The sequence below is a fragment of the Bradyrhizobium sp. WYCCWR 12699 genome (genome assembly GCF_032144035.1).
GTDB lineage: Bacteria > Pseudomonadota > Alphaproteobacteria > Rhizobiales > Xanthobacteraceae > Bradyrhizobium.
Genome location: NZ_JAVTJN010000030.1, coordinates 89,936 through 110,438, shown reverse-complemented (window position 1 = coordinate 110,438; position 20,503 = coordinate 89,936). Strand labels below are relative to the sequence as shown.

The 20,503-nt window shown below is 65.7% G+C and carries 22 protein-coding genes and 1 other RNA gene; 8 read left to right on the top strand and 15 right to left on the bottom strand.

Annotated elements, in window-relative coordinates; all coding sequences use genetic code 11:
- Positions 1–85: 85 nt before the first annotated feature.
- From RPS27_RS11285 to RPS27_RS11265, 5 genes are all read right to left on the bottom strand, one after another.
- A complete protein-coding gene (locus RPS27_RS11285) occupies positions 86–1,213 on the bottom strand; it encodes a muconate cycloisomerase family protein (protein WP_212065120.1) in 1,128 nt (375 codons plus the stop codon).
- A complete protein-coding gene (locus RPS27_RS11280) occupies positions 1,210–1,965 on the bottom strand; it encodes an SDR family NAD(P)-dependent oxidoreductase (protein WP_212065121.1) in 756 nt (251 codons plus the stop codon). Before RPS27_RS11280 ends, RPS27_RS11285 begins: the two co-directional genes overlap by 4 nt.
- The gene (locus tag RPS27_RS11275; RefSeq protein WP_212065122.1) at positions 1,965–2,759 is read right to left on the bottom strand and encodes an amino acid ABC transporter ATP-binding protein; all 795 of its coding nucleotides are present in this window, start codon (positions 2,757–2,759) and stop codon (positions 1,965–1,967) included. Before RPS27_RS11275 ends, RPS27_RS11280 begins: the two co-directional genes overlap by 1 nt.
- Positions 2,756–3,418: an amino acid ABC transporter permease gene (locus tag RPS27_RS11270; RefSeq protein ID WP_194404775.1), complete on the bottom strand. Its 663-nt coding sequence runs from the start codon at positions 3,416–3,418 to the stop codon at positions 2,756–2,758. Before RPS27_RS11270 ends, RPS27_RS11275 begins: the two co-directional genes overlap by 4 nt.
- A 135-nt stretch (positions 3,419–3,553) precedes the next feature.
- Positions 3,554–4,399 (bottom strand): transporter substrate-binding domain-containing protein, encoded by an 846-nt coding sequence (locus RPS27_RS11265; RefSeq protein ID WP_212065123.1) that lies wholly within the window; start codon positions 4,397–4,399, stop codon positions 3,554–3,556.
- Positions 4,400–4,580: 181 nt separating this feature from the next.
- On the opposite strand from RPS27_RS11265, the gene ffs reads away from it, so the two are divergent.
- The 5 genes from ffs (at position 4,581) to RPS27_RS11240 (ending at position 8,030) form a co-directional block, all read left to right on the top strand.
- Positions 4,581–4,677: signal recognition particle sRNA small type (ffs, locus tag RPS27_RS11260), an RNA gene on the top strand.
- A gap of 95 nt (positions 4,678–4,772) precedes the next feature.
- Positions 4,773–6,611 carry a DNA polymerase III subunit gamma/tau gene (locus RPS27_RS11255; protein ID WP_212065124.1) on the top strand — a complete coding sequence of 613 codons (1,839 nt, stop codon included), beginning with the start codon at positions 4,773–4,775 and terminating at the stop codon, positions 6,609–6,611.
- Positions 6,612–6,637: 26 nt separating this feature from the next.
- On the top strand, positions 6,638–6,958 hold the full coding sequence (locus RPS27_RS11250; RefSeq protein ID WP_194404772.1) for a YbaB/EbfC family nucleoid-associated protein: 321 nt from the start codon (positions 6,638–6,640) through the stop codon (positions 6,956–6,958).
- 1 nt (position 6,959) lies between these two features.
- Entirely contained in the window at positions 6,960–7,562 is a 603-nt protein-coding gene (gene recR, locus RPS27_RS11245; RefSeq protein ID WP_194404771.1) for a recombination mediator RecR, read from the top strand.
- Positions 7,563–7,592: 30 nt separating this feature from the next.
- Positions 7,593–8,030 (top strand): hypothetical protein, encoded by a 438-nt coding sequence (locus RPS27_RS11240; protein WP_194404770.1) that lies wholly within the window; start codon positions 7,593–7,595, stop codon positions 8,028–8,030.
- Positions 8,031–8,165: 135 nt separating this feature from the next.
- On the opposite strand, the gene RPS27_RS11235 is transcribed toward RPS27_RS11240, so the two are convergent.
- Together RPS27_RS11235 and RPS27_RS11230 are read right to left on the bottom strand one after the other, a co-directional pair.
- On the bottom strand, positions 8,166–9,524 hold the full coding sequence (locus RPS27_RS11235) for an AmpG family muropeptide MFS transporter (RefSeq protein ID WP_194404769.1): 1,359 nt from the start codon (positions 9,522–9,524) through the stop codon (positions 8,166–8,168).
- Between the two features lie 141 nt (positions 9,525–9,665).
- Positions 9,666–10,865, bottom strand: coding sequence for a DNA recombination protein RmuC (locus RPS27_RS11230; RefSeq protein WP_211415611.1), 1,200 nt, complete (start codon positions 10,863–10,865; stop codon positions 9,666–9,668).
- 170 nt (positions 10,866–11,035) lie between these two features.
- Between RPS27_RS11230 and def the strand changes: the two genes are divergently transcribed.
- The 3 genes from def to truA all read left to right on the top strand — a co-directional run bounded on the left by def (position 11,036) and on the right by truA (position 13,365).
- Positions 11,036–11,560, top strand: coding sequence for a peptide deformylase (def, locus tag RPS27_RS11225; protein ID WP_211415612.1), 525 nt, complete (start codon positions 11,036–11,038; stop codon positions 11,558–11,560).
- 137 nt (positions 11,561–11,697) lie between these two features.
- A complete protein-coding gene (gene fmt, locus RPS27_RS11220) occupies positions 11,698–12,621 on the top strand; it encodes a methionyl-tRNA formyltransferase (RefSeq protein ID WP_212065126.1) in 924 nt (307 codons plus the stop codon).
- 6 nt (positions 12,622–12,627) lie between these two features.
- Positions 12,628–13,365, top strand: a complete 738-nt coding sequence (truA, locus tag RPS27_RS11215) for a tRNA pseudouridine(38-40) synthase TruA (protein ID WP_194404765.1) — start codon at positions 12,628–12,630, stop codon at positions 13,363–13,365.
- A gap of 75 nt (positions 13,366–13,440) precedes the next feature.
- Here the strand turns inward: truA and dapE are convergent, their stop codons facing one another.
- The 8 genes from dapE to yihA form a co-directional block, all read right to left on the bottom strand.
- Positions 13,441–14,607 carry a succinyl-diaminopimelate desuccinylase gene (dapE, locus tag RPS27_RS11210; RefSeq protein WP_212065127.1) on the bottom strand — a complete coding sequence of 389 codons (1,167 nt, stop codon included), beginning with the start codon at positions 14,605–14,607 and terminating at the stop codon, positions 13,441–13,443.
- On the bottom strand, positions 14,604–15,251 hold the full coding sequence (locus tag RPS27_RS11205) for a DUF805 domain-containing protein (protein WP_212065128.1): 648 nt from the start codon (positions 15,249–15,251) through the stop codon (positions 14,604–14,606). Before RPS27_RS11205 ends, dapE begins: the two co-directional genes overlap by 4 nt.
- A 152-nt stretch (positions 15,252–15,403) precedes the next feature.
- Positions 15,404–16,249, bottom strand: a complete 846-nt coding sequence (dapD, locus tag RPS27_RS11200) for a 2,3,4,5-tetrahydropyridine-2,6-dicarboxylate N-succinyltransferase (RefSeq protein WP_194404762.1) — start codon at positions 16,247–16,249, stop codon at positions 15,404–15,406.
- 121 nt (positions 16,250–16,370) lie between these two features.
- Entirely contained in the window at positions 16,371–17,063 is a 693-nt protein-coding gene (locus RPS27_RS11195; RefSeq protein ID WP_212065129.1) for a pyrimidine 5'-nucleotidase, read from the bottom strand.
- Positions 17,064–17,077: 14 nt separating this feature from the next.
- On the bottom strand, positions 17,078–18,220 hold the full coding sequence (locus RPS27_RS11190; protein ID WP_313754005.1) for a DUF1036 domain-containing protein: 1,143 nt from the start codon (positions 18,218–18,220) through the stop codon (positions 17,078–17,080).
- 26 nt (positions 18,221–18,246) lie between these two features.
- Positions 18,247–19,134, bottom strand: a complete 888-nt coding sequence (gene argB / locus RPS27_RS11185; protein WP_194404760.1) for an acetylglutamate kinase — start codon at positions 19,132–19,134, stop codon at positions 18,247–18,249.
- Between the two features lie 203 nt (positions 19,135–19,337).
- Entirely contained in the window at positions 19,338–19,703 is a 366-nt protein-coding gene (locus RPS27_RS11180; RefSeq protein ID WP_212065130.1) for a DUF423 domain-containing protein, read from the bottom strand.
- Positions 19,703–20,365 (bottom strand): ribosome biogenesis GTP-binding protein YihA/YsxC, encoded by a 663-nt coding sequence (yihA, locus tag RPS27_RS11175; RefSeq protein ID WP_194404758.1) that lies wholly within the window; start codon positions 20,363–20,365, stop codon positions 19,703–19,705. The genes RPS27_RS11180 and yihA overlap by 1 nt, the downstream gene beginning before the upstream one ends.
- Positions 20,366–20,503 lie beyond the last annotated feature (138 nt).

Genomic DNA, 20,503 nt, shown 5'->3' with positions numbered 1-20,503 from the left:
CTGCTTACGCATACACGATCGTCGTCCCGGACAAGCGTCAGCGCAGACCCGGGACGACAGCTGAGTTCGTCGCGCGACCGGCGGCTCACGCCTCCGCCACCACCCTTGCGTTAGAACGAACCGAGGCTTCGCTGACGCGGATGCCGAGGCCGGGCCCGTCGGGCACCACGACATGGCCGCCGCGATTGGCGATGCGCTCTTCCAGCACGTCCTCGGTCAGCACATGATGCGGCATGTAGAACTCGCAGCCGAGCGAGATGCCCGGCGTTGCCGCGATCAGCTGCGTGCCGGCGGCCAGCCCAATGCCGCCCTCCCACAGCGTGCCGCCATAGCCGGGCAGGCCGGCGATGTCGGCGATGGCCATGATCGCCTGCGCCTCGAACAGGCCGCCGGCCTTCATCAGCTTGATCGAGACGGCGTCGGCCGCCTCGCGGCGTACCACCTCCATCATGTCGCGGCGATCGAAACAGCTTTCGTCGGCGAGAACGGGCGTCTCCAGCGCGGCGGTGAGCTGCGCCATCACGTCGAGATATTTGCGCGGCACCGGCTGCTCGATGAAGGTCGGAACGAACGCCTCGACATCGCGCAGGATTTTTATCGCGCCGAACGGTGCCAGCGCCTGGTTGTAGTCGACGCGCAAGTCCACCTTGTCACCGAATTCCTTGCGGATCGTCTCGAGATGATCGAGGTCCTCGCGATGCGATTTCACGCCGGTCTTGACCTTGTAGATGAAATTGCCGTCCGGAACCATTTTCCGCATGCGCTCGAGGTCCGCAGCGAAATCCGGATCGGCGATCGAGAAGGAGAGGGGAATGGTGTCGCGCACGCGGCCGCCGAGCAAATCGGCGACCGACAGCCCCGACGATTTGCCGACGATGTCGAGCAGCGCCATCTCGACCGCGACTTTTGCTTCCGCGTGTCCGACCAGCGCGCGGTCGAGCTCCGCCATCAGCGCGCGGATGCGGCGAACCGGTTTGCCCAGAACAATGGGCCGCAAATAGATGTCGAGCGCGGAGAACGCGGCCTCAGGTGTTCCCGTGAAGACCTCCCACGGCGCCGCCTCGCCCCAGCCGACCACGCCGTCGCTCGAGGTCAGCTCGATCAGCACGCGTTTCACGGTGCCCTTGACGTTGCCGACGCCCTGCAGGCGCGCCATCTTGATCGGGCTCTCGATCAGGAACAGCCTGATGCGCTCGACGGTTGCTTCGCTCATGTCAGGCCTCCATTGACGTGCCAGACCTGGCCGGTGACGTAGGACGCCTTCGGTGATGCCAGGAAGGCGATGATTTCTGCGACTTCCTCCGGACGGCCGCGGCGGCGCATCGGGATCAGCGCTTCGGTTGCGGCGATCTGCTCGGGCGAAAGCCGGCTCTCGCTCGGTCTGTCCTTGACGATGAGGCCCGGCGCCACCGCGTTGACGGTGATGCCGTCGCCCGCGAGCTCGATCGCGGTGAGGCGCACCAGCGCTTCCAACGCGGCGCGGCTCGCGGCGGTTGCTGCGAAGGGTGCGAACTCCGGACGGATCGCATGCGCCACGAAGGACGATACGGCGACGATGCGCGAATCCTGCCCCGTACGCAGTAGCGGCAGCGCGGCCTCGACCATGCGCGTGAACGCCAGCGCAGATTCATCCATGGCCTGGCGGAATTGATCCGCCGGCGTGCCGATCGCGCTGCCGCGGCGGGCGTGGCCGCCGACCAGAATCAGTCCGTCGAGCCGGCCGAAGGCGGCTTTCGTTGCAGCGATGGCTTCAGTGACGGCTGCTTCCTCGGCGAGATCGCCGAGGCATTTTGCAACAAGGGCGCCCTTCGCTTCGGCTGCCGCAGCGGTGGCGTCGAGACCTTCGGCGTTGGAGCGTGTGTGCAGCAGAAGCGCCGTGCCGGGGACGGCAAGCAGCTTTGCCGTCGCACGGCCGATGCCGCTGGCGGCGCCGGTGATGAGATAAACTCGGTTGATATCGGACATTACGATGCCGGTGTGGTCGGCGGCAATGCGCCGGTGCGGTGGAAATGGCTGAGGAAGGCGCGCGTTGCGGCTTCCATTGGGTTGTCGATCACCTGCCGCGCGGGGCCTTCCTCGACGACGATTCCGTCGCGCATGAAGATCAGGCGGTCGGCAACCTCGCGGGCAAAGGCGATCTCGTGGGTGACGATCACCATGGTCATGCCTTCGGACGCCAGTTGCTGGATCACGTTCAGCACCTCGCCGACCAGTTCGGGGTCGAGCGCCGAGGTCGCCTCATCAAACAGCATGACGTCAGGCTCCATGGCGAGCGCGCGTGCGATCGCGACGCGCTGCTTCTGGCCGCCCGAGAGCGTCGCCGGATATTGGTCCGCCTTCTCCGCAAGGCCGACCTTGGCGAGCTGCGCCCGCGCAAGCTTCTCGGCATCGGCCTTGGCCATGCGCCGCACCGTGACCGGCCCTTCCATCACGTTCTGCAGCGTCGTCATGTGCGGAAACAGGTTGAAGTGCTGGAACACCATGCCGGTGGTGGCGCGGAATTTTGCCAGCGTCTTCACGTCCGGGAGTTTTGCGCCGTCGCCGAAGGCAAAGCGCGTGTCGCCGACGCGCACGCTGCCGCCGTCGGGTACGACCAGCAGATTGATGCAGCGAAGCAGCGTCGATTTGCCTGATCCCGAGGGTCCGATCAGCGCGACGACGCCGCCCTTGGCGACGTCGAGATTGATGTTCTTCAGGACCTCGTTGCTGCCGAAGCTCTTCCGTAAGGCTCGGATCTCTATCTTTTGCGTCTCGCTCATTCGCTCACCGCCAGTCGCTTCTCGCCGCGGCGGACGAGGATGGTGAGCGGGATCAGGATCGCCGCATAGGCGACTGCGACCGCGGTGTAGGTCTCCAGCGGCCGGTAGCTGTCATGGGCGGCGACCTGGCTCTGGTAGACGAGGTCGGGCACTGCCAGCACCGAGACCAGCGAGGTGTTCTTGAACTGGATGATCGACTGATTCATCAGCGCCGGGATCATGCGCTTGATCGCCTGCGGCAGCACGATGCGCCGCATGCTCTGTCCCGGCGTCATGCCGAGCGCGGCACCGGCTTCCGACTGCCCCTTGTCGATCGAGATGATGCCGCCGCGAATGATCTCCGAATAGAACGAGCCGCCATAGAGCGAGAGCGCCAGCGCCGAGGCCGTGATCGGCGTCATCTCGACGCCGGCGAGGATCGGCAGCGCATAATAGAACCAGATCAGCTGCACCAGGAGCGGCGTGCAACGGAACGCTTCGATGAAGGTGAGGGCGAGAAGGCGCACGGGCTTGAAGCGTGACAGGCTGCCGAACGCGCCGAACAGGCCGAACACCAGGCCGAGCACGACGATCACCACGGTAAAGCCGACGGTGACGCCAAGCCCGTTGAGAAAGAGCCAGCGATAGCTCCAGAGGATGCCGAAGTCCCACTGATACATGCGTGCTTAACTCAATCGTGGGTGCCGTTTGCACCGTCATTCCGGGGCGCGACGAAGTCGCGAACCCGGAATCCAGAGATTGTAGCGCGAGATTCCGGGTTCTCGCTTCGCGAGCCCCGGAATGACAGTGGAAACTTACAACGACACGCCCGGCGGAATGTCCGCTTCCGTCACGCCCACCAGCTCCATGTTGGTGATGATCGCATTGCGGATGAAGCCGAGGCCCTTGTTGAAGTCGATCCAGGTGTTGACGTAGTCGCGCCAGGTCTTGTCGGCCTCGCGGCGGAAGCCGGCATTGGACGTCGTCGCGAAGATCGGGGTCGGCAATACGAGCTGGCCGAGCGAGGGGTTCTTCTTCAGCACGGTCAGCGACAGCATCGTGATCAGGCACTGCGCGTCGACGCGGCCGGTCTGCAGCGCGGCGGTGGCGTCGTCGGCGGTCTTCAGCCGCGTGATCTGCGCCTTCGGCGTCAGGCGGCTGACGACCTGGTCGTGCGAGGAGCCCTGGTCGACCGCGATCTTGATGTCGGGCGAGTTCAACTCCGCCCAGCTCTTCAGCTTGAAGTCCTTCTTGCAGAGGATGGCGAAGGCGTTGTTGAAGACCGGCACCGAGAAGTCGATCACCAGCGCGCGCTTCGGTGTCGGGTTGAGGCCGAAGAAGATGTCGATCTTGTTGGCCTGCAGATCGAGCACCGAATTACCCCAGGTGGTCTCGGTGATCTCGAGCTCGGCCTCCATGTCGTCGGCAAGCCCCTTGGCAATGTCGATGTAGAAGCCCTTCCACTGGCCGCTGGACAGATCCTTCATGTAATAGGGCGCGCCGCCGCCGACCGCGCCGATCCGCATCTTCTTGGTCCGGCGGATGCGGGCGAAGGTCGATTCGTTCGGCTCGGCGGTCTGGGCCACGGCGGGCGCGGCCAGCGCAGCCGCGGTCATCGCGCCAAGTCCGACAATCGATGCAACATCACGACGTGTAACCATTGGGATCACTGCTCTTCTGGTTGGACGGGTTCCGTCAGCGTTCTTAGCAAGGTGGTCCCATCGGCGAAAGCACAGCCTATCGGCTGGGCAGGCCGGCAATTGCCCGGATGCTGGGCAGGACCAACCTGATCCGGGCGATACCCGCTTGCTTTCCGGCTCCTTTGGCCCCAAATAGGGACCGGGAGATTGGCGGTGGACGAGCCACTCGCCAACCGGGTCAGGTCCGGAAGGAAGCAGCCCTAACGAGGTCCGGATCGGGTCGCTCGTCAGTCTCCTACCTGTTTTTCGAGCGAACCAGCGCCGGCGGCACCAGCCGCCAGCGCGCTCCTTTCCGCAAAAGCCGGCCACGAGACATTTCATTGCGGATCGACTGATGACCGACGCTGGCGCCCCTCCCAACCCCGATAGCGCCGGCCCGGCCGGCAACGCGCCGTACCGGGTGCTTGCGCGCAAATACCGCCCCTCCAGCTTCGACGATCTGATCGGCCAGGAGGCCGTGGTCCGCACCGTTTCCAATGCGTTCGAAACCGGGCGCATTCCGCAGGCCTGGATCCTTACCGGCGTCCGCGGCGTCGGCAAGACCACCACCGCGCGCATCCTGGCCCGCGCACTCAACTACGAGATGCCGGATGGTTCGGTGAAGGGGCCGACCATCCACATGCCGACGCTGGGCGTGCATTGCCAGGCGATCATGGAAAGCCGGCACATGGACGTGCTGGAGATGGACGCGGCCTCGCACACCGGCGTCGACGACGTCCGCCAGATCAACGACAGCGTGCGCTACGCGCCGGCCAGCGCCCGCTACAAGGTCTACATCATCGACGAAGTCCACATGCTGTCGACGGCGGCGTTCAACGCCTTCCTGAAGACGCTGGAGGAGCCGCCGGAGCACGCCAAATTCGTGTTCGCGACGACCGAGATCCGCAAGGTTCCGGTCACGGTGCTGTCGCGCTGCCAGCGTTTCGACCTGCGCCGCGTCGAGGCCGACGTGCTGATGAAGCACCTTGCCAATATCGCCACCAAGGAAAACGTCGAGATCGAGCCGGAGGCGCTCGGCATCATCGCGCGCGCCGCCGAGGGTTCGGTGCGCGATTCGCTGTCGCTGCTCGACCAGGCGATCGCGCATGCGGCAGGCACCGTGAAGGCCGATGCGGTCAGGCAGATGCTGGGCCTTGCCGACCGCACCCGCGTCATCGACCTCTTCGCGTCGCTGGCACGCGGCGACATCGCGGCTGCTTTCAAGGAGTTCCGTGATCAGTACGATGTCGGCGCCGATCCCATCGTCGTGCTCTCGGACCTCGCCGAATTCGTCAATTTCGTCACCCGCGTGAAGATCGTGCCGGCGACCGCCGACAACGTCGCCTATGGCGAGACCGAGCGCGTGCGCGCCAAGGAGTTCGCCGCGAAGATCTCGATGCGCGTGCTGTCGCGGATGTGGCAGATGCTGCTCAAGGGCATCGCCGAGGTGCAGGCCGCGACGCGTCCCGCCGCCGCCGCGGAGATGGTGCTGGTGCGCATCGCCTATGTCGCCGACCTTCCGACACCCGACGAAGCCATTAGGATGCTGGAGCAGAACGGCGGCGGCTCGCCGGTCGTGAGCGGCGGCAGTGCTGCGCGCAGCAGCGCGCCGGCCGCGCCGATGGCCTCTGCAGCGCCGGTTTCTGCCGCGCCTGTTCGCATGCCGACATCGTCGCCATCAGCGTTCGGCGGTGGCGCCCGGCCGCAGATGGCCGCGCCCGCCCCGGATCCGCAAGGCGCCGCGCCGCAACTGCGCATCACGAGCTTCACCCAGCTCGTTGCGCTCGCGGGCCAGAAGCGCGACCTCATGACCAAGGGCGCGCTCGAAGGCGACATGCGCCTCGTCCGTTTCGAGGAGGGCCGGCTGGAGGTCGCGCTCGAGCCCAACGCCTCCAAGACCATGATCTCCGAGCTCGCAAAGAAGTTCGAGCAGTGGACCGGCCGGCGCTGGACCATCATCGTGTCGAACGAGCAGGGCCAGCCGACGCTGCGCTCGGTGAACCAGGCTGCCAAGCAGGAGCATGCGCGTACCGCTGAGGCCGATCCGCGCGTGCAGGAGGTGCTGTCGCGTTTCCCCGGCGCGAAGGTCGTCGAGGTCCGCAGGCTTGCCTCGGAGACGCCGGAAACCAATATAAACACCGACTATGGCAGTGATGATCCGCCCGACGGTTCCGACGCCGACGACGATCTCTGAGCCGACCTTTTCAAGGACAGACACCGATGGCTGATTTTCTCGGCATGATGAAGCAGGCGGCGCAGCTGCAATCCAAGATGCAGGAGATGCAGGAGCAGCTCGCCAACGTGGAAGTCGAGGGCATCTCCGGCGGCGGCCTCGTTGCCGTGCGCATGACCGCGAAGATGGACGTCAAGGCAGTCAAGATCGATCCCTCGCTGATGAAGCCGGAAGAGCGCGAGGTGTTGGAAGACCTGCTCGTCACCGCCATGGGCGATGCGCGCCGCAGGGCGGAGGCCGCGATGCAGGAGAAGATGCAAGCACTCACCGGTGGGCTCGGCCTGCCGCCGGGGCTGTTCGGCCAATAATATGGGCGCTGTTGCAGGTCCTGAAATCGAGCGGCTGGTCCAGCTGCTCGCGCGGCTGCCGGGCCTCGGTCCGCGCTCGGCGCGGCGCGCGGCGCTGCATCTGATCAAGAAGCGCGAAGCGCTGATGATGCCGCTGTCCTCGGCCCTGCAGGTCGCGCTCGACAAGGTCGAGGTCTGCAAGACCTGCGGCAACATCGACACGCAGAATCCCTGCACGGTCTGCACCGATCCGAAGCGCGATCCATCCATCATCGTCGTCGTCGCCGACGTCGCCGACCTCTGGGCGCTGGAACGGGCCAACGCGACCCAAGGGCGCTATCATGTGCTGGGCGCGACATTGTCGCCGCTCGACGGCGTCGGCCCGCAGGATCTGACCATCGACGCGCTGGTTGCGCGCGCGCATGCGGCCGAGGTGCACGAAATCATCCTGGCGCTGAATGCGACGGTCGACGGCCAGACCACGGCGCATTACATCACCGACCTGCTTCAGGACGCCAATGTGAAGGTGACGCGGCTCGCCCACGGGGTTCCCGTCGGCGGCGAGCTTGATTATCTCGATGAAGGTACGCTATCGGCAGCGATGCGGCAGCGGACCCTGTTCTAGCCATCCCATAGATCTCACGGAACGGACGACATGACGAAACTCTTCGCCACACGATTGGCATTGGTCGCGACGATGGCGATGCTGGTGACCCCGGCCATCGCCGCGCAGCAGGGTGACGACACGCCGCCGCCGTCCAAGCCCGGCAAGCCGATCAATACCGGCGACGTGCTGTCGGGCGAGCTGAACGCGATGAAGGTGCGCGACGTCAAGAAGGCGGGCAAGCGGATCGCGATGTACCAGATCACCTCCGAGCCGCGCCGCCTGCCGGCGCCGAACGGGCTGTGCAATCTGGAGACCGGGCCGGAGACCTTCCAGCTCGTCACCTCCAGCGACGCGCAGGCCACGCAGCTGAAATCGTTCGTCGGCAAGGAAATCTCCGTGAAGGTCGACGAGATCGCCTGCGCCAGCGATGCCGGTCAGATGAGCGAAGCCGTGATCACGAAGTGGAGCATCATCAGGAAGCAATAGGCGGCGTGTCTCTTCGATTCCGGTGTCATCGTCCGCGAAGGCGGGCGATCCAGTACGCCGCAGCTTCTCGGTCAATCACAACTGTCTCAGAGTACTCGATGCCGCGCCTTCGCGGGGCATGACAGCGAGTGGTGGCTACACCCTCACCGGCCCCAGCGCCTCGAAATGCCCGCGCCTCTGCAGCCAGGCCAGCAGAATCAGGCTCGGGATCGCCACCAGCACGCAGATCACGAAGAACAGCGGCCAGCCGGTCGCAGCCGCCACGAATCCGGCACCCGACGAGAGATAGGTCCGCCCCACCGCCGCGAGCGCGGTGAGCAGCGCATATTGCGTCGCCGTGTGCAGCGGGTTCTGACACAGCGCCGAGAGATAGGCGACGAAGATCACGGTGCCGATGGCGCTGGTGAAATTCTCGGCGCAGATGGCGAGCGCCAGCGCCCATTGATTGGTGCCGACGATGGCGAGCCAGGAGAAGGTCAGATTGGCCAGCGCCTGCACCACGCCGCCGATCCAGAGCGATGCCGCAAGCGGATAGCGCCGCGCGACGAAGCCGCCGGCAAATCCGCCGATCAGGGTCGCGGCGAGGCCGACGCCCTTCACGATGGCTGCATAGTCGTTGCGGGTGAAGCCGAGGTCGATCACGAATGGCGCGGTCATCGTGCCGGAGAAAGCGTCGGTGAACTTGAACAGCACGACAAAAGACAGTGCGGCGAGCGCGTCTTTCCTCGACAGGAACTCCGAGAAAGCCCCGATCGCCGCGTGCAGCACGCGCGCGAACGCAGTCTCCGTTTTCGTCGCGGCTTCAGCCCGCTCCGATTGCCCGGGCTCGGTTGCGGCCAGCGCCGTGATCGTGCCGATCAGCACCATCGCCGCCATCACCACATAGCCCCACATCCAGGCCGATTGCCGCGGAATTCCGGTGCCCTCGAAGCCGGAGACGATGAACAGCGCGCCCGCGGTCGAGACCAGCATGCCGATCCGGTAGGCGGCGACGTAAGCCGCCATGCCGGCGGCCTGCTCGCTCTCCGGCAGGCTCTCGACGCGGAAGGCGTCGACCACGATGTCCTGTGTCGAGGACGTGGTCGCCACCAGCAGCGCGCCCAGCGCGACGTAGAACGGCGAGCGCGCGGGGTCGGTCATGGCCAGCAGCAGGATCGCGACGATCAGCAAGAGCTGCGAGAACAGCAGCCAGCCGCGCCGCCGCCCGAACGCGCGGGTGAACAGCGGCACATGCAGCGCGTCCACCAGCGGCGCCCAGAGGAATTTCAGCGTGTAGGGCGTGCCGACCAGCGCGAACAGCCCGATGGTCTTGAGGTCGACCCCTGCCTCGCGCATCCACACCAGCAGCGTCGAGCCCGACAATGCCAGCGGCAGGCCGGAGGAGAAGCCGAGGAACAGCACGATCAGCACCCGCGGCTGCAGGTAAACGGCAAGACTATCGCGCCAGGAGGTCGCAGGAGCGGCGGCGGGGGAGGTCGCGTCGGGTGCGGTCATGGGGCGGTGTTAGCAGATTCTGGCCGTGATGCCTCTGCTACAAAACTCGTCATGCCCGGGCTCGTCCTGGGCATCCACGTTCCTGGTGCGGCTGTAAGGTCGTGGATGGCCGGGACAAGCTTGGCCATGACGGTGTGGGCTCTACTCCCCCGCCTGAAGCTTCCTCGGGAACAGCTCCGGCGCGCCGGTCGTCACCAGCCGCGGGCCTTCCGCCGCATCGCTCTTGCTGAAATCGAGCTCCTCGATCCGCCCGGCGCGCTTTTCGATCTTGTCGGCGGAGATCAGGATCTGGCGGACGTCCTCGTTCGCATCGGAAAAATGCTTCTGCAGTTTGACCACGCGATCCCTGAGACGACCCAGGTCGTCGCCAAGCTTGATCACTTCGGTCTGGATCTGATCGGCGGCATCGCGCATGCGCGCGTCCTTCATGATCTGCTGCATCACCTGGATCGCCAGCATCAGCAGCGAGGGCGACACCAGCACGACGCGGGCGCGGTAGGCCTTCTGGATCACGTCGTCGAAGCCGTCATGGATCTCGGCGTAGACCGATTCCGACGGCACGAACATCAGCGCCATCTCCTGGGTCTCGCCGGTGACGAGATATTTTTCGGCGATGTCGCTGACATGCTTCATCACGTCGCCGCGCAGCCGCTGCGTGGCAACGCGCTTCTCCTCGTCGGTGCGGGCGTCGTGCAGCGCCGTCATCGCCTCCAGCGGAAATTTCGCGTCGATGCAGAGCGGGCGCTGGTCCGGCAGGAACACGACACAGTCGGGCCGCTTGCCGGTCGAGAGCGTGAACTGGAACTCGTAGGCCCCCTTGGGAAGGCCGTCCTGGACGATCGCCTCCATCCGCGCCTGGCCGAAGGCGCCGCGCGACTGCTTGTTGGCGAGCACGTCGCGCAAGGTCGTCACCTGCGTGGTGAGATCGGTGAGGTTCTTGTGCGCGCTGTCGATGATGCCGAGCCGCTCGTGCAGCGCGCGCAGGCTCTCCATGGTGTTGCGGGTCGAGTGTTCCATGGACTGGCCGACGCGATGGGTCACCGAATCCAGCCGCTCGTTGACCGCTCGCGCCATCTCGGCCTGGCGTCCCGCCAGCGCCTGGGTCATGGCGTCGACCCGGCCGGAAGACTCGCTCTGGGCGCGCAGCACCTCGCTCAAGCGCTCCTCGAGCTCGTCGGCCCGGATCGCATGTGCCATCGCGAGTTCCGCGCCGCGCCGGCCGGACCGCGCGATGACGATTGCGATGGCCACCAGCAGGATGAGGACGAGGGCCCCGAAGCCGATCAGCGCATCGATGGTGCGCACTGGCCATTCGCCCAGCATGAAAATGATCTCGTTCATGGCGCCTTGTAGCCGATTCGCCGGGCATTAGCGAACGAAGGGAGAACGTAAGCGGTTAATGGTCCCCTAATTTTTATGGTTAACAAAAGACGAAGTTTTATGGTTAGCGAGGGGTTAACAGAGTTCCTGGCCGCATTGACCGCATCCGGCCTGGGGCTTAAATCGCGGCCATGGCCCTCAGAGAAATCATCATCCTGCCCGACAAGCAGCTGCGTCTGGTCTCCAAGCCGATCGAGAAGGTCACCTCGGAGATCCGCAAGCTTGCCGACGACATGTTCGAGACCATGTACGACGCGCCCGGCATCGGCCTGGCCGCGATCCAGATCGCGCAGCCGCTGCGGCTGATCACCATGGACCTCGCCAAGCGCGACGAGAACGGCGAGACCAAGCCGCTGCCGCGCGTCTTCATCAATCCCGAGATCATCGCCTCGTCCGAGGAGCTGTCGGTTTACGAGGAAGGCTGCCTCTCGATCCCCGAATATTACGAGGAGGTCGAACGCCCCGCGAAAGTGCGCGTGCGCTTCACCGATCTCGACGGCAAGGTGCACGAGGAGGACGCCGAAGGCCTCTACGCCACCTGCATCCAGCACGAGATCGATCATCTCAACGGCGTCCTGTTCGTCGACTATCTGTCGAAGCTCAAGCGCGACCGCGTGATGAAGAAGTTCGAGAAAGCCGCCAAGCGCGCGGAATAAAGCGACACGTCTCCAGCCGTCATGGCCGGGCTTGACCCGGCCATCCACGCCTTGCTTCCTTCTCGGCCAAGAACGCGGATGCCCGGGACAAGCCCGGGCATGACGGAGAACCAGAACTCTCACCCGAACGCTGCCACATGCCCCTTCGCCTGATCTTCATGGGCACGCCCGATTTCTCCGTGCCGACGCTGCTCGAGCTCGTCGCGCACGGCCACGAGATCGCAGCCGTCTATACCCGCGCGCCGAAGCCGGGCGGGCGGCGCGGGCTGCTATTGCAGCCTACCCCGGTCGAGGAAGCCGCGCGAAAACTCGGCGTGCCCGTGCTGACGCCGAAGACGTTGAAGACCGAAGAGGCACTTGCCGAATTCAGCGCGTTCGAGGCTGATGCCGCTGTCGTCGTCGCCTACGGCATGATCCTGCCGCAGGCGATCCTCGATGCGCCGAAGCTCGGCTGCTACAATCTGCACGCCTCGCTGCTGCCGCGCTGGCGTGGCGCGGCGCCGATCAACCGCGCGATCATGGCGGGCGATGCCGAGAGCGGCGTCATGGTGATGAAGATGGATGTCGGCTTGGATACGGGCGACGTCGCCATGGCCGAGCGGCTTGCCATCACCGACGGCATGACCGCGCTCGATCTGCATGATCGCCTGTCGCGGTTAGGCGCCGATCTCATGGTGCGCGCGATGGCCGCGCTCGCCCGCGGCGGGCTCCAGCTCAGGAAGCAGAGCGAGGAAGGCGTCACCTATGCCGCCAAGATCGACAAGGCCGAGGCGCGGATCGACTGGAGCAAGCCGGCGCGCGAGGTGCTGCGTCACATCCACGGCCTCTCGCCGTTCCCCGGCGCCTGGGCGGAGCTGGAGAATTCGCGCGTCAAGATCCTGCGCTGCGAGCTGGGACAAGGCTCTGGCGCGCCGGGCGCGGTGCTCGACGATCAGCTCACCATCGCCTGCGGCGAAGGCGCGATCCGCATCATCGAGCTGCAGCGCGAAGGCAAGGGCCGGATGCAGGCCGCGGACTTCCTGCGCGGCACGCCGTTGAAGGCGGGAGCGAGGTTCAACTAGTCAGCGATGCCCCGCTACAAGCTCACCATCGAATATGACGGCGCGCCGTTCTTCGGCTGGCAGATCCAGGACACGCTGCCCTCGGTGCAGGGCGCGCTGGAGGCCGCCGTGAAGGCGATGACCGGCGCGGATTTGCGCGTGCACGGCGCCGGCCGTACCGATGCCGGCGTGCATGCGCGCGGCCAGGTCGCGCATGTCGACGTCGACAAGCCATTTCCGCCGGGCCGTTTTCGCGACGGGCTCAATGCGCATCTGCGGCCGCATCCGATCGCGGTGCTGGAGGCCGAGGTCGTGCCTGATAGTTTCGAGGCGCGCTTTTCCGCCGTGAAGCGACACTACCGCTACCGCGTCATCAACACCCGCGCCAATCTCGCCCTCGACATCGGCCACGCCTGGCGCGTGCCGCGCAAGCTCGATGCCGACGCGATGCATGCGGCGGCGCAACGCCTGCTCGGCAAGCACGATTTCACGACGTTTCGCGACACCGAATGCCAGGCCAAGTCGCCGGAGAAAACGCTCGACCAGCTCGACGTGACGCGTGATGGCCGCGAGATCATCATCGTTACCTCGGCGCGCTCGTTCCTGCACAGCCAGGTGCGCTCGATGGTGGGCTCGCTCGTCTGGGTCGGCGAGGGCCGCTGGACCGCGGATGATCTCTCCGCAGCGCTTGAAGCCCGCAACCGCGCCGCGTGCGGCATCGTCGCGCCGCCGGACGGGCTGTATCTGATGAAGGTAGATTATTAGGGCCTGACACCGCCACGGCCGTCATGCCCGGGACAAGCCCGGGCATGACGGCGGAGGGCTAGGCGATATAGGGGCCTACCCAAAATACCTTGTCAAAATCCCGCGATACACCTGCGTCAGCTTCTCCAGATCGGCGACCGGCACGCGCTCGTCGACTTGGTGCATGGTCTGGCCGACCAGGCCGAACTCGATCACCGGGCAGTAGCTCGAAATGAAACGCGCATCCGACGTGCCGCCTGACGTCGACAGCTCCGGCTTGCGCCCGGTCACTTCCTCGATGGCGGACACCGCGAGATCGGTGAAGGGGCCCGGCTTGGTCACGAACACGTTCGAGTTCGAGGGCTCCCAGACGATGCGGGCCTTGATGCGGTTGCCGCAGGCCTTAGTGAGGCGCGTCTCGACCAGTTCGCGCAAGCTCGCCTGGGTGTGGTTGTCGTTGTAGCGGATGTTGAATTTGGCGCGGGCTTCGCCCGGAATCACGTTGTTGGCCTTGTTGCCGACGTCGACCGAGGTGAATTCGAGATTGGACGCCTGGAACTGCGCGCTGCCATGGTCGAGAGGCTCGTCGCTGATGGCGACGATCAGCCGCGAAATATCCGGCACCGGATTGGAGGCGCGATGCGGATAGGCGACGTGGCCCTGCACGCCGTCGACATAGAGCGTGCCGGATTGCGAGCCGCGGCGGCCGACCTTGATGGTGTCGCCGAGCGTCTCGACATTGGAGGGCTCGCCCAGCACGCAATGATCGAATTTTTCGCCGCGCTCGGCCGCCCACTTCAGCAGCTTGATGGTGCCGTTGATCGAGACGTCTTCCTCATCGCCGGTGATCAGGAACGAGATCGAGCCCGCCCCGTCGGCGCGCGGCTTGCCGCCGTTGGCGGCCAGATGCTCCAGGACAGCTGCGACCGAGCAGGCGATGCCGCCCTTCATGTCGACCGCGCCGCGGCCGTGCAGGACGCCGTCCTTCACTTCGCCGGAGAACGCGCCGACGCTCCAAGCGCTCTCATCGCCCGGCGGCACCACGTCGGTGTGGCCGGCAAAGGTGATGTGCGGGCCTTCGGTGCCGATCCGCGCATAGAGATTGTCGACGTCGGCGGTGCCTTCCTCGCTGAAGGTCACGCGGTGGCAGGTGAAGCCTGCGTCGCCCAAGGCTTTTTCGAGCACCCCGAGTGCACCGGCATCTTCAGGGGTTACCGAGGGGCAGCGGATGAGATCGCGGGCAATGGAGAGAGCATCGGTCATGCGCCCCGCTTAACATGCATGCCGCCGGGTGGGCTAGCACTGGGCGGGACAATTTCGAGCTCGCGGCTCTGGTCCCAGCCTTTCGCAGCCGGCGTTGCGGGCGTGGAATCGCTCTCGGTTTCGGCCAGCGGATCGGGGCCGAACCGGTTGGTACCCGACGTGCCGGGCACGATGAACATCTCGACGAAGCCCCACAGCCAAAGTGCGTAGCCGGCCCAGTCGAGCGGAGCGAACGCCGGAGGCAGCCGGTTCGAGAGGTGAAGCAGCAGGTTGGGGACGAAAAAGAAAAGCACGATCCACCAGCCGCTCCTGCCGCGGTCGTGGAGCCGCTTGATCGCGGTCGCCAGATAAATCCAGAGGAATAGCGGCGTGCCGAAGCCCTTCAGGATCAGCGTCACGCGGTCGGTCGAGGCCAGCAAATGCCAGGCGCCGGGATCGACCACCCGAAAGAGGTCGTCGAGCCCGAAGTCAAAGTCGAACTCGATGCCGAGCCTGGCTGCGGATCTGGTTCCGTCGAGAAGACCGATGACGGGACTGAGGTTCTCCAGCACCGCCGCCAGCAGCGCGACGATCAGCAGCGCCTGCCACATCAGGGCGCGGTTGATGCGGCCGTCGAAGCGGAAGAGGTACGAGGTCCAGTCCATGGCGAAGGCTCCGGCGGAAAGGGGCCGCCCGGAAATTGGTCGCGATGGAGGCAGAGGGGGTTCGATACGGCATCAGGCCCGTCGCCCTTCGAGGGCCGCCGAAGAGGCGGCCACCCCAGGGGACGGTTGGGGAATAGCGCTCGTGGCGCAGTTCAGTCCCGCAGCAGCTCGTTGATGCTGGTCTTGGAACGCGTGCGCTCGTCGACGCGCTTGACGATGACGGCGCAGGCGGTGCTGGGGCCGATCTGGCCGTTCTTCATCGGCTTGCCGGGCAGCGCGCCGGGCACCACCACCGAATATTCGGGGACTTCGCCCATGAAGATTTCGCCGGTCTCGCGGTCGACGACCTTGGTCGAGGCGCCCAGGAACACGCCCATCGCCAGCACCGCGCCCTTGCGCACGATCACGCCTTCGGCGACCTCGCTGCGCGCGCCGATGAAGCAATCGTCCTCGATGATCACGGGCTCGGCCTGCAGCGGCTCGAGCACGCCACCGATGCCGGCGCCGCCGGAGATGTGCACGCGCTTGCCGATCTGCGCACACGAGCCGACGGTCGCCCAGGTGTCGACCATGGTGCTCTCATCGACATAGGCGCCGAGATTGACGAAGGACGGCATCAAGACGACGTTCTTGGCGATGAAGGCCGAACGGCGGACGACCGCGCCCGGAACCGCGCGAAAGCCGGCGTCGCGAAAGCGGTTCGGGCCCCAGCCTTCGAACTTCGAGGGCACCTTGTCCCACCAGCTCGCCTTGCCGGGACCGCCGCCAATGACGTCCATGTCGTTGAGGCGGAACGAGAGCAGCACGGCCTTCTTCAGCCATTGATTGACCTTCCACTTGCCGTCGGCGCCGCGCTCGGCAACGCGCGCCTCGCCCTTGTCCAAGGTCTCCAGCGCCTGGTCCACGGCCTCGCGCACCTCGCCCTTGGTCGAGGTCGAGATGGTCTCGCGCGCGTCGAAGGCGCTGTTGATGGTGGATTCGAGGGCTGCAAGGGACATCGGGATTTCCTCTGGGAAGCGGGAATTTTGATGGATTGGGGCGCTTTTTCGGGATTTGGAGGAGCGGAGTCAAGGCATACTCCACTGTCGTCCCGGGCTCGCTTCGCGCCCCGGGACGACACTATTCGTGGGACAGCCTGCCCAAAAACCCCGTCAGATCATCCGTGACGTGATCGACATGGGCGGCGTCCCGGCCCTCCAGTTCCCAGTCTTCCCGCACCACCTCCTTCGTTCCATCAGGCACCACCAGCACGGTGGTCATGCCAAGCTGATGCGGGACGGTGAGGTTGCGGGCGAGGTCTTCGAACATCGCGGCCCGGGTCGGGTCGACCGAATGGTCGGCGAGGAATTTCCGGTAGGTCTGCGCCGCCGGCTTCGGTTCGAACTCGGCGGCAATGATGTCGAACACGCCGTCGAAATGCGAGCCGAGCCCAAGTCGTGCCAGCACCGCGTCGACATGGTCGACCGAGCCGTTGGTCAGGATCAGCTTGCGCCCCGACAATTTTGCGATGGCTTCGCCGAGCGCCGGGTTCGGCTCCAGCGGCGAGTGGTCGATCTTGTGGACGTAGGCGAGATAGTCGTCGGCGGAAACGCCATGCAGGGTCATCATGCCGCGCATGGTGGTGCCGAAGCGCCGGTAATAATCCTTCTGGATCGCCCGCGCTTCCTCGGGGCCGACATTCAGCCAGTTGCAGACGAACTCTCCGATCCGCGCATCGACCTGCTGCCACAGATTGACGTGATGCGGATAGAGCGTGTTGTCGAGGTCGAACACCCAGGTGTCGACATGGGTGAAGGCGCGGGGTGAAGTCATCAAAACCCTCTCGATCACGGCACCGCAAAGCGCAGCGTCTTGCCGCCGCTCGACATATCGACCGCGCCAAATCCCGTCGCCGCGAAGCCGCGCGCACCGCAATCGGTCTGCTCGTTGGTTTCGAACTTGGTCTCGCGCGTGCAAAGCTGCCTATCGCCGCCCCAGTTCAGCGGCCGGTCCTTCAACTTGACGGCGCGGTTGTCTGCGTCGACGGCTTCCGCGAAGCTGAAGATCTGCTTCGGGGTGCCGGTCACATCAGGATGCAGGCAGGTCTTGGGATCGATGCGGTACCAGCCGCGGCTGGTCACGGACTTGCCGTCGTCGGTCGCGATCGCCGCCATCACCTTGTGCGGCGTGTCGTTGCACCAGGTGAGGCCGGTTGCAGACGGCGTCTGCACCGCATCGACCATGGTCTTGAAGAAGTTCGGCGAGCCCACGACGTCCGACGACAAGCCGCGGCTCTTCAGGAACGCGGCCAGCGCGCCTTGCGTCTTCGGCCCGTCGACGCCGTCGATCGGCGCGGCATCATAGCCTGCGATCACCAGCAGCCGCTGGATGCCGGCAAGGCGCGCCTGCTCGTCGTCATATTCGGAATCCTCGGCGAGATAGGCAACGAGGTTGCCGTCGGCGCCTTGCGTCGGCGTCACCTGCGTGAACGCGGCGTGGGCCTGGCCGCTGCGGCATTGCCGGGCCGCCGCAATGACGAAATTGTCCTGCGCGACACAGAGCGTATCGCTGCCGCTCTGCGGGATCGGGGAGGCGCCATAGACGCCGAGCGCGCGGGCGTGCAGCAGAATGCGGTCGGCGGTCAGCGTCCCCTGCACCACCACGCGGCAGGTGGCGGGATCGATCCTGAACCAGCCGCGCGTCGCGGTCGCCGCCTTGTCGTCGATACCGATCGCAGCCTCGACCACATAGGACATGCGGTTGCAGATCTTGAGGTCGGCGAAGGCGGGGGCGGAGGAGAAGAAGAACGAGACGGCCGCGGCCGGCAGCGTCGTGAGGAAGCGGGTGAGGGCAGAGCGGCGGCGTTGCTTCGCTCCCGATCCGTCAGGCCCGGGCAAAAGCGCGGAGCGCATCTGGACGGGCAAGTCCCGGGCATCCACGTTCTCGGTGCGGGCCGAAAGATCGTGGATGGCCGGGACAAGCCCGGCCATGACGGCTTTCGTTTTTTGCTTCCGCATCACTTGTGGATCAGCGTGCCCGTGCCCTGGTTGGTGAAGAGCTCGAGCAGCACCGCGTGCTGCATCTTGCCGTCGATGATGACGACGCCCTCGACGCCCTGCTCCAGCGCGTAAATGCAGGTCTCGACCTTCGGGATCATGCCGCCGGAAATGGTGCCGTCGGCGATCAGCTTGCGGGCGTCCTTCACCGACAATTGCGGGATCAGCTTCTTCGACTTGTCGAGCACGCCCGGCACGTCGGTGAGCAGCAACAGGCGCTTGGCCTTCAGCGCGCCCGCGACCGCACCGGCAAAGGTGTCGGCGTTGACGTTCAGCGTCTGGCCATCCTTGGAGGTCGCGAGCGGCGCCAGCACCGGGATCAGCTCATAGCCGATCAGCTGGTTGAGCAGCGTGAGATCGACCTTCTCGGGGTCGCCGACGAAGCCGAGATCGATCGCCTTCTCGATGTTCGAGCCCGGATCGATGATGGTGCGCGTCGTCTTCGACGCCTTCACCATGTTGCCGTCCTTGCCCGACAGCCCCACGGCCTTGCCGCCGGCCTCGTTGATGTAACCGACGATCTGCTTGTTGACGGAGCCGGCGAGCACCATCTCGACGATCTCGATGGTCGCGGCGTCGGTGATGCGCAGGCCCGCTGCGAATTCCGATTGAATGCCGAGGCGCTTGAGCATGGTCGCGATCTGCGGCCCGCCGCCATGCACCACGACGGGATTGATCGCGGTCTGCTCGAGCAACACGATGTCGCGGGCAAAATTCTTCGCGGTCTCCTCGTCGCCCATGGCATGGCCGCCATATTTGATGACGATGGTTTCCTCGTCATACTGCTGCATGTGCGGCAGCGCTTCCGACAGGATGCGGGCCTGGTCGAGCGGGGAGATGTCGGTCATGTCGCGGTCTCGCTGGCGGGACGGTCGGTGCGCGTTCTATCCGATTGGCGGGCGGGGCGCAAAGTGTGGCTGGCATGCGATCTCGTGTCCCGGACGCGGTGCGGCGCGTAGTGCCGCGCCGCTGAGCCGGGACCCAGAAAGCAGTATGGGCCCGGTTCAGCAGCGCACCGCTAAGGCGCTGCGCTGCGTCCGGGGCACGAGACTTATTTTCTTGCCACCACCGCCGCCAGCGTCACCGCCAGCCACCCCGCGATCATCACCGTTCCCCCCGTCGGTGCCGCCATCGGAAACAGCGCATGCCCGGCATATTGCCGCAAGCTGAGATCGCCCGCGAACAGCGCGGCGCCGATCACAAAGCCGAACGCGGCGGTGAGGCCAATTCCGCCGTGCAGAAGGCCGCGCGCGAGCAGGGCGGTGGTCGCAAGTATGGCAGTTGCATGAAACAGCAGCATGGCGCTGGCCGTGGCGAGCCGGCTCGCATCCGCGCCGTGGGCGGAGGCCGCGGCCAGCGCGACGCCGGCGGCGCCCATCAAGCCGGCAAGCCCAATCAGGAGGCGATGGGCCGCCATTACTTGCTCCGCTCTTCCAAGAGCTTCGCCATCGCGGCGCGCAAGCTTTCCATGCCAGTCGAGCTGCGTGACGATGTCGCGAGCACGTTCGGGAACGCGGCGGGATGTTTGGCCAGTGCGGCCTCGGTCTCGGCGATGCGCGCTTGCAACTCGGACGCCTTCACCTGGTCGGCCTTGGTCAGCACGATCTGGTAGCTGACGGCGGAGCGGTCGAGCGTCCCCAGCACTTCGAGGTCGACGTCCTTGATGCCGTGGCGCGCATCGATCAGCACGTAGACGCGGGCGAGCGAGGCACGCCCGAGCAGGAATTTGTGGATCAGCTCGGTCCAGGATGCGACCTGGCTCTTGGGCGCCTTGGCGTAGCCGTAGCCGGGCATGTCGACGAGACGCAGGTCGGTCTTCCCGGGGACCTCGAAGAAGATCAGCTCCTGGGTGCGGCCCGGCGTGTGCGAGGTGCGCGCCAGCGCGTTGCGCCCCGTGAGCGCGTTGATCAGGCTCGACTTGCCGACATTGGAGCGGCCGGCAAAGGCGACCTCCAGCCCCGCCATCGGCGGCAGCGTCTGGATCGAGGGCGAGGCCCAGATGAACTGCCAGTCGCGGGCGAACAGCTTGCGCCCGGCCTCGATCAGCTTCGCATCTTTGTCGTCGTTCTTCTCGTTCATGAGAAGGACCTATCCTCTCGTCATGGCCGGGCAAAAAGCGCGAAGCGCGGCTTTCCAACCAAATGTCCCGGCCATCCACGTCTTGTTACTGGACAAGCTTCCAAAACGTGGATGCCCGGGACAAGCCCGGGCATGACG

Coding starts and splice junctions, on each gene's coding strand:
- dapE (WP_212065127.1), bottom strand. CDS start 14,607: ATGACCGATGCTCTCTCCATTGCCCGCGATCTCATCCGCTGCCCCTCG.
- RPS27_RS11240 (WP_194404770.1), top strand. CDS start 7,593: ATGACGAAACTCTTCGCCACACGATTGGCATTGGTCGCGACGATGGCG.
- RPS27_RS11230 (WP_211415611.1), bottom strand. CDS start 10,865: ATGAACGAGATCATTTTCATGCTGGGCGAATGGCCAGTGCGCACCATC.
- argB (WP_194404760.1), bottom strand. CDS start 19,134: ATGACCGACATCTCCCCGCTCGACCAGGCCCGCATCCTGTCGGAAGCG.
- RPS27_RS11275 (WP_212065122.1), bottom strand. CDS start 2,759: ATGAGCGAGACGCAAAAGATAGAGATCCGAGCCTTACGGAAGAGCTTC.
- dapD (WP_194404762.1), bottom strand. CDS start 16,249: ATGTCCCTTGCAGCCCTCGAATCCACCATCAACAGCGCCTTCGACGCG.
- truA (WP_194404765.1), top strand. CDS start 12,628: ATGCCCCGCTACAAGCTCACCATCGAATATGACGGCGCGCCGTTCTTC.
- RPS27_RS11205 (WP_212065128.1), bottom strand. CDS start 15,251: ATGGACTGGACCTCGTACCTCTTCCGCTTCGACGGCCGCATCAACCGC.
- RPS27_RS11190 (WP_313754005.1), bottom strand. CDS start 18,220: ATGGCCGGGCTTGTCCCGGCCATCCACGATCTTTCGGCCCGCACCGAG.
- yihA (WP_194404758.1), bottom strand. CDS start 20,365: ATGAACGAGAAGAACGACGACAAAGATGCGAAGCTGATCGAGGCCGGG.
- RPS27_RS11280 (WP_212065121.1), bottom strand. CDS start 1,965: ATGTCCGATATCAACCGAGTTTATCTCATCACCGGCGCCGCCAGCGGC.
- RPS27_RS11235 (WP_194404769.1), bottom strand. CDS start 9,524: ATGACCGCACCCGACGCGACCTCCCCCGCCGCCGCTCCTGCGACCTCC.
- fmt (WP_212065126.1), top strand. CDS start 11,698: ATGCCCCTTCGCCTGATCTTCATGGGCACGCCCGATTTCTCCGTGCCG.
- RPS27_RS11255 (WP_212065124.1), top strand. CDS start 4,773: ATGACCGACGCTGGCGCCCCTCCCAACCCCGATAGCGCCGGCCCGGCC.
- RPS27_RS11265 (WP_212065123.1), bottom strand. CDS start 4,399: ATGGTTACACGTCGTGATGTTGCATCGATTGTCGGACTTGGCGCGATG.
- RPS27_RS11270 (WP_194404775.1), bottom strand. CDS start 3,418: ATGTATCAGTGGGACTTCGGCATCCTCTGGAGCTATCGCTGGCTCTTT.
- RPS27_RS11180 (WP_212065130.1), bottom strand. CDS start 19,703: ATGGCGGCCCATCGCCTCCTGATTGGGCTTGCCGGCTTGATGGGCGCC.
- def (WP_211415612.1), top strand. CDS start 11,036: ATGGCCCTCAGAGAAATCATCATCCTGCCCGACAAGCAGCTGCGTCTG.
- recR (WP_194404771.1), top strand. CDS start 6,960: ATGGGCGCTGTTGCAGGTCCTGAAATCGAGCGGCTGGTCCAGCTGCTC.
- RPS27_RS11195 (WP_212065129.1), bottom strand. CDS start 17,063: ATGACTTCACCCCGCGCCTTCACCCATGTCGACACCTGGGTGTTCGAC.
- RPS27_RS11250 (WP_194404772.1), top strand. CDS start 6,638: ATGGCTGATTTTCTCGGCATGATGAAGCAGGCGGCGCAGCTGCAATCC.
- RPS27_RS11285 (WP_212065120.1), bottom strand. CDS start 1,213: ATGAGCGAAGCAACCGTCGAGCGCATCAGGCTGTTCCTGATCGAGAGC.